Origin of the sequence: Paenibacillus sp. cl130, from assembly GCF_900116035.1 — a bacterium.
Taxonomy (GTDB): Bacteria; Bacillota; Bacilli; order Paenibacillales; family Paenibacillaceae; genus Paenibacillus; species Paenibacillus polymyxa_B.
The window spans coordinates 53,819-67,277 of record NZ_FOYG01000004.1; the positions used below are offsets into that span (position 1 = coordinate 53,819).

12 protein-coding genes are annotated in these 13,459 nt (G+C 49.0%); 10 read left to right on the forward strand and 2 right to left on the reverse strand.

The features are described from left to right. Positions 1 to 147 precede the first annotated feature (147 nt). From BM358_RS12580 to BM358_RS12605, 6 genes are all read left to right on the forward strand, one after another. A complete protein-coding gene (locus BM358_RS12580; RefSeq protein ID WP_023991125.1) occupies positions 148 to 1,671 on the forward strand; it encodes a M23 family metallopeptidase in 1,524 nt (507 codons plus the stop codon). Positions 1,672 to 1,903: 232 nt separating this feature from the next. Beyond that, positions 1,904 to 2,635 carry a response regulator YycF gene (gene yycF / locus BM358_RS12585; RefSeq protein WP_028540971.1) on the forward strand — a complete coding sequence of 244 codons (732 nt, stop codon included), beginning with the start codon at positions 1,904 to 1,906 and terminating at the stop codon, positions 2,633 to 2,635. A 71-nt stretch (positions 2,636 to 2,706) separates the two neighbouring features. Next, positions 2,707 to 4,461, forward strand: coding sequence for a cell wall metabolism sensor histidine kinase WalK (gene walK, locus BM358_RS12590; protein ID WP_371263083.1), 1,755 nt, complete (start codon positions 2,707 to 2,709; stop codon positions 4,459 to 4,461). Next, positions 4,458 to 5,798: a YycH family regulatory protein gene (locus BM358_RS12595; protein ID WP_028540970.1), complete on the forward strand. Its 1,341-nt coding sequence runs from the start codon at positions 4,458 to 4,460 to the stop codon at positions 5,796 to 5,798. Before walK ends, BM358_RS12595 begins: the two co-directional genes overlap by 4 nt. Positions 5,799 to 5,816: 18 nt before the next feature. Then, complete coding sequence (yycI, locus tag BM358_RS12600; protein ID WP_028540969.1) at positions 5,817 to 6,581, forward strand: two-component system regulatory protein YycI; 765 nt, start codon at positions 5,817 to 5,819, stop codon at positions 6,579 to 6,581. A 6-nt stretch (positions 6,582 to 6,587) separates the two neighbouring features. Beyond that, positions 6,588 to 7,394 (forward strand): MBL fold metallo-hydrolase, encoded by an 807-nt coding sequence (locus BM358_RS12605; protein ID WP_028540968.1) that lies wholly within the window; start codon positions 6,588 to 6,590, stop codon positions 7,392 to 7,394. Here the strand turns inward: BM358_RS12605 and BM358_RS12610 are convergent. Further along, positions 7,363 to 7,569 (reverse strand): hypothetical protein, encoded by a 207-nt coding sequence (locus BM358_RS12610; protein WP_028540967.1) that lies wholly within the window; start codon positions 7,567 to 7,569, stop codon positions 7,363 to 7,365. The genes BM358_RS12605 and BM358_RS12610 overlap by 32 nt on opposite strands. Positions 7,570 to 8,072: 503 nt before the next feature. Here BM358_RS12610 and BM358_RS12615 point away from each other — a divergent pair. Then, positions 8,073 to 9,308: a S1C family serine protease gene (locus BM358_RS12615; protein WP_023991119.1), complete on the forward strand. Its 1,236-nt coding sequence runs from the start codon at positions 8,073 to 8,075 to the stop codon at positions 9,306 to 9,308. Positions 9,309 to 9,395: 87 nt separating this feature from the next. Here BM358_RS12615 and BM358_RS12620 read toward each other — a convergent pair whose 3' ends face one another. Then, positions 9,396 to 11,117 (reverse strand): cellulase family glycosylhydrolase, encoded by a 1,722-nt coding sequence (locus tag BM358_RS12620; RefSeq protein ID WP_028540966.1) that lies wholly within the window; start codon positions 11,115 to 11,117, stop codon positions 9,396 to 9,398. A 233-nt stretch (positions 11,118 to 11,350) separates the two neighbouring features. On the opposite strand from BM358_RS12620, the gene BM358_RS12625 reads away from it, so the two are divergent. From BM358_RS12625 to BM358_RS12635, 3 genes are all read left to right on the forward strand, one after another. Next, the gene (locus BM358_RS12625) at positions 11,351 to 12,115 is read left to right on the forward strand and encodes a class I SAM-dependent methyltransferase (RefSeq protein WP_028540965.1); all 765 of its coding nucleotides are present in this window, start codon (positions 11,351 to 11,353) and stop codon (positions 12,113 to 12,115) included. Between the two features lie 105 nt (positions 12,116 to 12,220). Beyond that, positions 12,221 to 12,388, forward strand: coding sequence for a CxxH/CxxC protein (locus BM358_RS12630; protein WP_007433184.1), 168 nt, complete (start codon positions 12,221 to 12,223; stop codon positions 12,386 to 12,388). Positions 12,389 to 12,510: 122 nt separating this feature from the next. Then, positions 12,511 to 13,446, forward strand: coding sequence for an AraC family transcriptional regulator (locus tag BM358_RS12635; RefSeq protein ID WP_028540964.1), 936 nt, complete (start codon positions 12,511 to 12,513; stop codon positions 13,444 to 13,446). Positions 13,447 to 13,459 lie beyond the last annotated feature (13 nt).

The window sequence follows — 13,459 nt, forward strand, 5'->3', positions numbered from 1 at the left end:
AATTTTTGAAACCTTTTACGCAACTATGCAATGGTAGATAGCGACTAATATCATAGATGCTTGTGAATACAGGCTAGATTCATAGTGTGAAAGACCAATAACGAACGCATTTATATAGAGATAAGATATGCTGAAAAGGAGAGAGTCATGAAGGTTTTGAGGGAGCAGGATTCACCAGACAGCAGGAATGCAGACTCAAACGTTGCAGACAAGCCTGCTGTGGAAGCGGGGAAAATAGCAAAGTGGTGGAGCGGTCGGAGAAAGTGGTTGAGCTGGACGGCAGGCGGTGTGGTGATTGCAGGCAGTCTTATTTTTGCGAGTAATCAGTATGTCGGGGCTAACACAGTTCCTTATTATAAAGTGTATGTAAAAGGCGTCGAGGTCGGGAATATCTTGAATGAGCAACAACTTAAACAGCTGTACGCAACGAAGAGCAAACAATATAAGGACAAGTATCCCGGCGTCGATATGGTGCTCAATACGAGCGCGGTAACGACAGGCATTGAGAAGGCATATAAAGCGGATATCGACAGCGCGGCCACGCTGAAGAAGCTGGACGGTATGCTGACAGCGTATGCCAAAGGGGTAGAAGTGAAGGTCAACGGTCAGACGGTTGGCATTGTAAAGGACAAAGCGACTGCACAAGCGGCTTTAAAACAAGTACAGAAGAAGTACACACCTGTGGGTGAGGGTACATCTACAGGCATCAAGGGGCTGGTTCGCAAAACATCCGTGGGCAGCAGCCATGCGAGTGCTAGTACTAAAACCCCTAAAGCATGGCTGGAGTCTGCCGGTATCCGTGAGAAAATCGCGTACGAGCCTGTGAAAGCAGACCCGAACAAGGTGCTGACGGAGGCTGAAGCAGTCAAAGTGTTGACTGAGGGGCGCGAGGCTCCTATCACGTATACAGTGCAAGAAGGCGATTCTTTGTCTTCGATTGCAACTAAATTTAATATGACCGCTTGGGAGATTAAGCAGAACAATCCCGGTTCGCGTGAGCTGTATTTGCAAATTGGGGACGAATTGAAGCTTACTGCTCCAAAGGCTCCGGTTACGGTCCGAACAGTAGAGAAGGTCGTCGAACAGATTGCCATCGAGCCTGAGGTTGAGATTCGCCAGAGCGATGAACTGAAGGCAGGAGTTACCAAAGTGGTCAGACCGGGACAAGCAGGTCTTAAAGAGATGGACTATCGTTTGACCAAGGAGAACGGTGAGGTCGTGCAAGAGGAATGGCTCGGTCAAAAGGTGCTGCAGCCGTCTGTTACTGAGGTGGTTCTTAGAGGAACGAAGGTCGTGGGAGAAGGCTCAGGACAGTTCGCTTGGCCGGTGTCCGGCGCATCGATGTCGAGTAGCTTTGGCGCACGTTGGGGACGTATGCATGAGGGTGTGGACTTGGTCGGTAGTGCTGACATTCACGCATCAGATGAAGGCGTGGTATCATTTGCAGGTCAGCAGAATGGATACGGCAATGTTATTATGATCGATCATGGCAACGGCTACCAAACCGTGTACGGGCATTTGAGCAGCATTGGCGTTCATGTAGGACAGGTGGTTCAGCAAGGCGAATCGATTGGAGTCATGGGGAACACAGGACGCTCGACCGGAACGCATCTGCATTTTGAAATTCGTAAAGATAATACGCCACGCAATCCAATGACGTATTTAAGATAGATTGGATGTTTATATCGAGAGTTACATGATTTATGAGAATCAAAGGGAAAGGCCATGTTTTTCTGCATGCTTAACATTAGGTGCAGGCATGGTTTTTTTCTGCTTAAAGAAAAGGGTCTAGAGAAGTAATGGAATGGCTCACGGGTATGATAGAATAGAATAAACATCTTATAGGTACTGACAAACGTAAGTTAATTATAAATTATGATCCGTGAAGAGAGGTGAACGCTATATGCAGGGAACGATTCTGGTAGTGGATGATGAACAGCCGATCGCTGATATTTTAAAATTTAATTTGGAAAAAGAGGGCTACCAGGTGATTTGCGCCTTCGATGGAATCAGCGCGGTGGATATCGCGGTCAAGCAGCAGCCTGACCTGATTCTGCTGGATCTGATGCTACCGGGCATGGATGGCATGGACGTATGCCGCGAGGTACGTGGGCATCAGCTCCAGACGCCGATTATTATGCTGACCGCTAAGGACGGCGAAATCGACAAAGTGCTGGGGTTGGAGCTGGGCGCGGACGATTATGTGACAAAGCCGTTCAGCACACGGGAATTGCTGGCACGGGTGAAGGCACAGATGCGCAGACAGCAACGCGGCGGGGCAAGCGCTTCGGAAAGCCGGCCGCAGGAGGATAAGCAGGGGCTGCGCGTGGGCGACCTCTTTTTTGATACGGATATGTATACAGCTTACAAAAACGGAACACCGCTTGACCTGACGCACCGTGAGTATGAGCTATTGCACTACATGGCGAAGAATGCCGGAAAAGTCATGACGCGGGAGCATTTACTCCAGGCGGTGTGGGGCTTCGAATACTACGGGGATGTGCGGACAGTGGATGTGACCATTCGGAGGTTGCGCGAGAAGATTGAGGAGAACCCGAGCAAGCCGGAGACCATCCTGACACGCCGTGGCCTTGGATATATCGTGAGCGGGGGCAAAGGTGGCCTGCGGGCATGAGATGGCTGTCTTTCTTTCGTACCATTCATGCAAAGCTGATTATTATCTATGTGCTGCTTATCTTGGTGGCCATGCAGCTGATTGGGGTCTACTTTGTCAGCTCGATGAAGAACTCTCTCACGAGTAATTTTACGCAGGATTTGCAAGCACGGGCGGAGATGCTGTCCGTGCTGGCGGAGCAGGATCTGAGTGGCAGTGACGGCAAAATGGAAGAAGACAGCGTGGAAAGCCTGCGTGCACGCGTGAATAATTTGTTTGATTTCAGCGGCGCGGAAATTCAGGTGCTGGATGCCAGCGGTAAAGTGTTAATTACTTCTCAGGGTTCACACGCCGATTATGTCGGACGCAAAAACACGCAGACAGTGGTCAGCCGCGCACTCCAAGGTATCCGTGATAACGAGGAATACATGGTGGACGAGGATAATATCCGCAAGAAGGTCGTCGCCAAACCTGTTATCAGCCAAGGCAAGATTGTCGGCGCGGTGTACATCGCCGCTTCGATGACCGAGCTCTACGATACGATGAAACGCATTAACAATGTGTTTCTCTCAGGTATGCTCATTGCGCTCGCGTTGACGGCTGTGCTGGGCGTGGTATTGGCCCACACGATTACGCACCCGATTAAGGTGATGACACGTCATGCAACGGAGGTTGCCGAGGGCAAATTCGACCAGCAGATGCCTGTATTTGGTGATGACGAGATCGGCAGGCTCAGTGTGGCCTTTAACTATATGACAGGCCGTCTGCGTGAGGCGCTGTCCCAAAATGAAGAGGAGAAGGAGAAGCTCTCCTCCATCTTGACCAATATGAGCGACGGTGTGGTCGCTACTGATGACAATGGCCGGGTCATTCTGGTCAACCGTCGGGCCAGCGCCATGCTGGGCGTAAACGAGAACGAAATGACCGGCAGGCATATCGCGGTACTGCTGGGGATCGACCCGGAGGAAACCGAGGCCCTGTATAGCGGCTCTTCGGCCTCCACGCTCTTGCAGCTGGAGCCAGCCGGTCAGGATGAACCCATCGTCATCCGTGTGACATTCACGCCGATTCATCGGCGTGAATTTGGCATTACGGGAACGATTGCCGTACTCCAAGACGTGACGGAGCAGGAGGAGATGGAGACGACACGGCGGGAATTCGTAGCGAATGTATCACATGAGCTGCGCACTCCGTTGACGACCATCCGCAGCTATGCTGAGGCGCTGGATGACGGCGCGATGGCTGAACCGCAGCTCGCGGAGCGTTTCGTGGGCGTGATCCGCAACGAGACAGAGCGTATGATCCGGTTGGTTACGGATTTGCTGCATCTGTCACGGCTCGATTCCAATGAGGCACCTTTGCGGATGCAGCCTGCAGATGTGATGGAGATGCTGGACGAGGTCGCAGATCGGTTTTCTTTTCAAATGAAGCAAAAGCACATTCGCTCAGGGATGTTCGTAGAGCAGGGAATCGGTAAAGTCGTGATCGACCGGGACCAAATTGAGCAGGTGTTGGACAACCTGATGTCCAATGCGCTGAAATATACGCCAGATGGCGGGAGTATTCGGATTGAAGCTCGCCGCAATAGTGAGGGGATGCTATCCATTTCGGTACAAGACACCGGAATTGGTATTCCCAAAAAAGACCTGGACCGGATTTTTGAACGGTTTTATCGTGTAGACAAGGCGAGATCGCGCAATATGGGCGGCACGGGACTGGGACTGTCGATTGCCCGGGAAATTGTAAAGGCGCATGGGGGCCAGATTTTTCTGGAGTCGGAATACGGTCAGGGAACCTGTACGACCTTTACGCTACCCATGTCGAGTGAAGGGAGGGAAGCACAGTGAAGGAACGTTTGAAGTCCTGGACGCTTATTTTGCTGGTTGCTTCCAGCCTGATACAGACTTATTTTTTGATTTACCGCCTTCCGGGCAGTGATTCTGTACTCACTTCAGAGACGAACTATGTCAAAACCGAAAGCATGGGGCAGGAGAAAAAGATTGAGAACCTCGTGTTTCCTGATAAAATGCTCATTCACCAAGGTGAGAAGAAGCATACCGTTTTTTATCCGGGTGTTACTTTTTACGATTTAATTTATACACGGCTGGAAAGCCGAAGCTTTAACAACTTTCAACGTCGAAGTATTCAATCGGCAGACTGGGCGCGGATTCGCAGCGAAAATGAAGGCATCGAATTATCTTTTTCAGGCGGAGTCCCGGTTTCATTACTGGAGCGGGTCATGCGTCTGACGCCGGATTCGGTGTTTCAGGGAGAGACGATTAACCGCATCTGGATCTATATAGATGAAAAGAATGCCAAGCCGCACGCGCTCTTTTTCAGTGCCAGAGGCGATGTGGTGTATGAGGCGAACCAGTTCGATATGACGGTAGAGGACATCCGACAGCATGTGAATTTCGGTAAAAATGCCCCGTTGTACGAGCTGGTGGATAATCAGTACTACATTCCCGTGAATGACCTGGAAACTACACAGCCTGTGGTGTATGCTGGGTTGTTTACGACGGAGCAAATGCAGCGGAATTTGTTTTTCGATCCTGGGATTACGCGCAATATTCAGGAAAAGGACGGCTCCCAAATTTATACGGACAGCAAGCGTAGTCTGCAAATCAAGCAGGAGCAACGATGGATGAGCTATACCGATCCCAGTGCGCCGGGGGCGGGTGGAAGCAGTCCGATTAGGGATGTGCTGGCCGCGGTTGACTTTGTGAATCAGCATGGTGGTTGGGATGCTTCGTATCAGCTGAAATTGAAGAGCAGTGATGAAAATCGTACAACTGTGATGTTTCAGCAGTATTATGGTGCTTATCCAGTGCTGGACACACCATCGTTCCGCTTTGGTACGATTTCGCTGCAAATCCAGCAGGAAACGGCATCGGTCTATGATCGTTCGTTGCTGTTTCTCAAAGGCGGGGAGCAATCCTCAAAGAAGGTTATGCTGCCGGGTGGCGAGCCCTTGAAGAAGCAACTGGAGACTGTAGGCAGAGGGAAGACGATTCGAGATCTGACTCCCGTATATCAGCCGGAGCTGATTAATGATGGATTGAAGCTTTCTCCTGAGTGGCGCGTTACGCTCAGTGACGGTTCTGTTGCTGAGATTCATGCTGTCCCTGTAACGACAGCATCGAATACAACACAAACGCAGCCAGACCGGGAGACAAAGAGGTGACAGGAAGGGGGAACGGGAATGGATTGGAGTCGCGCCAAGAACGTATTGATTTGTACATTTTTGCTGCTCAATGTGGTATTAGGTTACCAATTGTGGCATGATGCGCAGGAAACGGCAGGGCCGAATCTGGATTTTACTTCATTGGATGAAAATACGCAGCGTTTAATGGAAGAGAAAAGCATTCAGGTGCTGGCTCCGATTCCCGGTGATACCCCGCAGCTGCCTAAACTTTCTTACACATACGTTCATAGTGGAGAAAAGGATGATCGTGTGCAGCTGGTGAAGCCGGTGGACAGCAAACTGGTATTCACCCATGACGCGCTAGTTGAGGCATTGGAGCCACAAATCAAGGATATCGATAACTTTCAGTATGATCCGCTGGATGTTCAAGAGGAGTTGGCATCCGGACAAGCAGATGCTTTTGTACTTCATCCGCTGGTTCAGGGCAAATGGCCGCTATTTAATGTGAAGCTGGCTCTGTTTTACAGTAATCAGAAAATTACAGGGTATCGCAAAATTAAGGTCGATCTCCAGCCTTCGGATGAGGCAAAGAAAATGCTGCCTGCGTCCAAAGCACTGGCAAGGCTGATCGATGGCTATTTGCCGCGTGATACGATTGTGAAGGATATCCGGCTCGGTTATTACGGACAGACCTTTAACTCTGATAGCCAGGTGGCTGCCCCCGTGTGGCGGTTTATGCTGGACAACGGGAAAGGTGTGTATTATGTGCAGATGAATGGAGATGTCATTAGTCCAAAGACAGAACATACAGAAGGGTCTTGAACAGATATGGGGATTTCATTTACCGTGCTGTCGAGCGGTTCGACCGGCAACGCTACCGTTGTGCGGAACGAAGACACGACATTGCTCATCGACGCAGGTCTCAGCGCGAAGCGTATTGACGAATTGCTGAAAGAACGCGATCTGAGCGGAGAAGAGTTGGATGGTATTTTGGTCACGCATGAGCATTCCGATCATGTTAAAGGACTAGGCGCCATGGCGCGTAAATATAATTTACCTATATATGCTAACGAGAAGACATGGTTTGCCATCAGCAATGCTGTTGGGCAAATTGCAGACAATAACCGCAGAATATTGGAGACAGGCGCAACGCGGGAATTTGAGTCACTACGCGTGGAGTCTTTTGGCATATCCCATGATGCGGCTGAGCCTGTAGGATATAGCTTTTATGATGGGGCAGAGAAGCTCAGTGTAGCCACCGATCTCGGCTATGTCAGTGACAAAGTAAAACAGGCGATATCAGACGCGGACGTATTGGTACTGGAGTCTAATCATGATGTGGAAATGCTGCGTATGGGTCGTTATCCGTGGAACATCAAGCGCCGTATTCTCAGCGATATCGGTCATTTATCCAATGAGATGGCGGGTGCGATTCTTAGCGAGCTATTGACAGGACGTACGAAGCGCACGTATTTGGCACATCTGAGCCGCGACCACAATATGATGGAACTTGCGAAGTTGACTGTACGTGGGGCGATGGAAGACCGCGGCTGTTTTTACAAGGACAGTGAGTTTCGATTGTGCGATACGTACTATGATCGTCCTACACCTTGGGATAAGGTAAGTGAGCCATAAAGCTGTCCAGCTCGGCGGCTTTGCGTTCTACCTCTTCACGGGTCACTACGCCTTTGTCCACCAGTAGTTCAATCAATGTACTTAGCGCCAGTGTATTGCGGTAATGCTCGTCTTTCAAATCCGCAAGCTTGGCAGCCATGTGAACTTCATCCATAGCCGAACGATGTGAATTCATCATATATTCCTCCTGTAAAAATATTTTAGAAATGGCGTGCAATGAGCTTGGTTCTGCCTGTGGTTTTGCCGGGTGCTGTGATACAATAAAGCTAACAACGGAAAGCTTTCTGAAGGAAGGCTCTCATCGAAAGTATAGGCAGCTTTAAGCGGACGGGAACAGGCCAGAACGTCTCTATGAGACGATCATTTTGTAATAGAATAGAAGACTTGTTACTATTGTAGTCCATTGGTTTGGAAATCATTCCTCTTTTTTCCTCTATTCGGGGTCAGATTCGGCGTGTATGCTAATTTATGAGATTCGGTTGCTTAGGAAGGCACCATTTGTGGTGATTAATAAGTAGGCCGGAACGATTGGTTGCTGGATTCCGATGATAAGGGATATTCAATCCATTTGAGATGTTCAACGGAGCAGGTTCTCTGTAGCATAGGTTGGCGCAAGCCCGAATAGCCCTAATTTTTTAGTGAGTGTCGGTGCATGACAACGAAGGGGAGAGGATTAGCATGGGCTTGTTTGAGGACGATTTTTATTCAACAAAGGTATCCACACGTGCGGCTAAAAAAATGGCATTTAAGGCGCGCCGTGGAGGACGTGGACGTTGGCCACACAGGAAGCGTGGAGTAAGTCCGGTGCAAGCTGCTGTCATTAGCGGTGCAGTCAGTGCAGTGGTTGCTGTGCTTCTGTTCAGCTTTATTACAGGCCTGCCCTCCACTACGGCGGTAACGGGAGCCAGTCACTATCCCTTGCGGCAAGCAGCGGGTGATCCGTATGATCGGATTGTGCAGGCGGCAGCCAAGGTGCGCCCAGCCGTCGTCAGCATCGTGAATCTGAAAGAGGAAGATGGTAAAAGCACGGAACAATCCGCGCTTGGATCGGGTGTCATTTTCCGAGTGAGTTCAGGCAAAGCCTTCATTATGACAAATAACCATGTGGTCGAAGGATCAGATGATCTGGATATTGTAACGGTAGACGGCGTCAGAAAAGAGGCAAAGCTGATCGGAAAGGATCGCATTAGTGATATCGCTGTACTCGCAGTTGACGATAAAGGCATTAGCACGGTAGCGGATATCGGCGATTCCAGCAAGCTTCGTCTGGGTGAAACGGTCATTGCTATTGGCAATCCGCTTGGCCTGGGAGACACGCTTACCTCCGGTATTGTGAGTTATACGAATCGCATCATTCCGATTTCCATTAACCAGGATGGCGTATATGACTGGGAGCAGCATGTGATCCAGACCGATGCGGCGATTAATGAGGGAAACAGCGGCGGAGCGCTGGTCGATCTGGACGGACGTGTGATTGGCATTAATACGATGAAAATCGCTGATACTGGTGTTGAGGGACTTGGTTTCGCCATTCCCGCCAATGAGGTGATGAAGACGGTGAATGAACTGGTTGAGGACGGCAAGATCACCCGCCCTTATCTGGGGGTATACACGGTGGACCTCAACAATGAATATGCACCGCTGGATGAAACTCAGCGCAAGGAGCTCAAGTTGCCGGACAGCGTGAAAAATGGGGCAGTCGTTCTGGAGGCCCATGGTCCTGCCAAGGAGGGTGGCTTGAAGCTGAACGATGTCATTACAGCGTTTGATAGCGAACCGATTAACTCTACCCTTGATTTACGTCGCTACTTGTACGATAACAAGAAGATTGGCGATGAGCTGAAAGTTACTTTTTACCGGGCAGGCAAGGAAGAAACGGTGATGTTAAAATTAACAGATAAGCCGGAAGGCTAAGGTAACTTATAGGCTTAACTATAAAAAAAGGCGTTCACCGGCTCATTTCCGGGAACGCCTTTTTTCGATCTTCTGCTGAGCCTTTGATTAGGATGTCGTTCCCGTTACACGGGTTCCGCTCTTGGTGATCTTGTATGTCACCACATCGCCGCTCCAAAAATGGAACTTCAGCGTGACTTCACCATCTTTTACACTATTAAAAAATTCAGGTAGCAGCTTGATGCCATTGGCATCATAGGCAGGGGCAAAAGTATTGCCAAACTCTTTATAAGGCGTCCAATCCTGTGGACCGGCATTGCCACCATTGGTATAAACGGCTTCCATCGTGGCGAGCTGGCTACCGTGGAATTCTGTTGGAATGGTAAAGGCTTGTGTAGTCCCTTCGACAGCGCTTAATTTTGGGGTATCATACACGACTACTTTGAAGTTCCAGTCTGCCCCCTTGTTAAACTTAGCGGTAATGACGGCATTCTCCCCATATTTACCGGAAGTGGTCAGGCTGGTGAGCAAGCTGGCTTTTAAGGTTAATGTATCTCCGCTCAGCGTATAGTCGGTGCTCTGTGTTAGTTGCTTACTGCCCACACTGAGTGTTTTCAGCTGATTGCCATTCAGGTTTAAGGTGACCTTGGTGTCCTGAGCAGAGGTGCCTTTCTTCAAGTGAATGAGATCACGGTCTGCATTGGAGGAACGCCCTTTTAGACTGGCTTTAATAACATTAAAGAGTTCAGGATCAGACCATTTGTACGTTGTGCGGTTAAAATGCTGGCCATTATCCCAGAGCATACCTGTTATTTTCTTCTCTTTCATGTAATAGGTTAAATACTCGAAGAATTTCAGCTTTTCGCCTTGTTCAATAACGCCTGTATTTTTATCGAAGCCGAGTAGACCGAATTCACCTACAATAACCGGAATACCTTTGGCTACAAAGGTGTTATAGACGTTATCAAAGGTTTGGATGATATCGTTTTTAGTATCTTTATCAAAAGTAGTATGGCCCGCAATATTTACACTGAAAGGCCAATAACCATAATAGTGGACGGTGGCAATCAGATTGGGATCATTCAGCTTGGTTATCGTGTTGTACAGCTCGTTGATTTTGGCCTGAGCAGGTGAGGTGTCCAAGCCAGGCAGAACAAGGGGACGAGTGGCATTCTTACCGCCAGAGGCGCGGACAATTTTGTGGAAGGATACATTCAGTTCTTGGAGCATCTGATTCATTTTCGCTTCATCCGTAGTCCCTCCTTCGGAGAAACGGGGTTCGTTAATACTTTCGAACATCAGCTTGTTAGGCTGGTCTTTAAAGCGTGGGGCAATTTGTGTCCATAATGCGTTATAGCGAGCCAGCACCTCATCATGTTTGGGCTCCATATTGCTTACCCACGTCCATGAATCATGATGGACATTAATCATGACGTACAGATTGGCATCCAGTGCCCAGCGAACAACCTCTTCCACACGGTTCATGTAGGCAGACTCAACGGTATAGTTTGGTGCTGCTCCAATGTGCTTATCCCAGGTGACCGGGATGCGTATGCTTTTGTACCCTTGGGCAGCAATTTGCTGGATCAACGCCTGGGTAATGCGCGGATTGCCCCAGGCTGTCTCATCCGCCCCGACAGCATCCAGAGAATTTCCTAAATTCCATCCGGGCTGCATGGCTTCCACATACGATTGCATGCTGCTCGCAGCCGCAGCTTGTGGTGCTTGTCCGTCAGATTCGGCAGCAGCGGCAACGGATGCGAACGTAGATAACAATAAGGTGATGGCAAGCGTCAACGACAGCAATGAAACGGGTCTTCGTTTTAACATAACAGGCCCCTTTACAAAGTTATTTTTGAAAGCGCTTTCCTATAAAACACTACCACACTATTTGAATATGGAATACCTGTATAATTCATGTAAAAATCATGTGTTAATTAGATATTTTAATTTTGTAAGCGTTATTATTGAAAAAATACAGAAATGAGTGTAGAATCTATGGCCCTACGTGGATTGTAGTATAGCACCGGATTTGTAAATACAAAAGAAAGAAGGAGATGAATATGAATAAGTGGGACACGGAAGAGGCCATTCGACGCTGGAATATGCATGCAGAAAACTTTACTGCCAAGTACACGGAGGAAGGAGATCGATCTCGCGAAGTACTGCTGAATCCGGCATTGCAAGCTTGTATGGGACCTCTCGGGGGCAAAAAAGTGCTGGATGCCGGCTGTGGCGAAGGCTATCTAAGCCGTAAAATGGCCAGGGCGGGTGCGTTGGTAGAGGCTGTCGATTACTCGACAGAGATGCTGAGGCTAGCCAAAGAGCGGACGCCGTCAGCGTTGGGAATTACATATCACCATGGCAATCTGGAAAAGCTGGAGATGTTCGGGGACCAGAGCTTTGATCTGATCGTGTCCAATATGGTCATACAGGACTTGGCCCATTATGAGCAGGCGATTGCCGAAATGCAGCGATTATTAGTTCCAGGGGGCCGCTTTATTTTTTCTATTCTGCATCCGTGCTTTCAGACGCCGCAGAGTGGTTGGGTGAAGGATGAGACTGGAAAAAAGCTGTATTGGAAAGTGGATCAATATTTCAACGAAGGCCCATTGGAGCAAGCGATCCCTTATGATCAGGAAGAAAAGTTTTTGTACTTTCACCGTACGCTGAGCAGCTATGTACAGACCATTATTGAGGCGGGTTTGCTGTTGGAAGGGATGATCGAACCCAAGCCGTCTGCTGACATGCTGGAGAAATATCCCCATTTCCGTGAAGACCTGAACGTCAGTAATTTTCTCATTTTTACAACCAGACGTCTGGGGTAAAAAGCAAGCCCTTTTCTTTCCGCGTCAAGTGTGGTAGAACAAAAGAAGGCGGTTTTGGCACACCTACAACAGGAAGAGCTTCAAACGGAAAGGGATGCAACTGGAATGTACGTGGTATGTAAAGAGCATGTGGAACTGGCAATTGATATGTTCGTCGATGAATACGAGGATGCACCGGATGTCGTCGATCTCAAGGAAACGAAATTTTCGGATTGGGACCCTCCAGTGAAGTGCAAGGAATGTGAGAACAAAGCAGAGTTTTTGGTCGTCTAAAAAACAAGCACGGGCGTTTCGGGCAGAAACGTCCTTTTTGTATACCAGAATTTTTGCAAAAATACCCCATACATAGAGCTATATTTATTCCCATCACGTGCTGAGACAGGAGTGAACGATGGATGGACCCTTTGCTGCATTCACTATTTCGTCCGCTTCAAGTCAATGGAAGTGATCTCTCCACGTATTATATCGAACAAAAGCCGTCTGCTGCGCTGAAAGCTTACGTGGCCTGTTATTGGGAGTCCGGTCCGGCTAATAGGGTGGTAGAAGAGAATCTAGCAGCTTCGTGCGAAGACACCGCTTTGTTAAGCTTGCCGCATGAAGAAACCATGGAGCGGGTATTACCTGACGGCTGTACGGATATTCTATTTGAATACGACCCGGTGAGTAAGCGTCAGGAACTCTCGTACTGTGGGACATTTACGCAACCGTTTGTGTCTGCCAGACAAGCAGGGTCCGAGACACGCATTTTTGCGGTGCGATTTTTTCCCGGTGGGGCACATTATTTTCACGGTATGCCGACTCATTTGTTTACAGGTGGTAATTATCGCTTGGAAGATCTCTGGCCCGAAAGCATCGCTGTGATAGGTGAGCGCATTATGGAAGCGCAGAATTTCAATGAACGGGTGCGCATAATGGATGAGTATCTTAACCAGCTTCTGCTGCGCCGTAGGATAAGCGATTGTGACCTGATGAAAAACTTGCTGCATCGCATCTTTGTGAGCGGCGGGAGTGTGGGGGTTAAGGAGCTTGCGGAGTGTGAGGCGATCAGTGAAAGACAGCTTAACCGCAAGTTTGGGCAGTGGATCGGAATCAGCCCCAAAAAGTTCAGTGAAGTCGTCCGCTTCCAGAGTGTTCTGCACAGCATCCAAAGCGGCGGGGATCTGGATTGGACGGAGCTGGCATTGAAGCACAGCTTTTTCGACCAGGCGCATTTAATCCGCGATTTCCGCAGGTTTTATGGAGATTCTCCGCTTACTGCGGCTAAGGATTTACGGAAGTTGTCCGATTTTTACAATACACGCCCAGAGGCTTCGGCTATACTCAAAATATGAATAAGAATGGCAA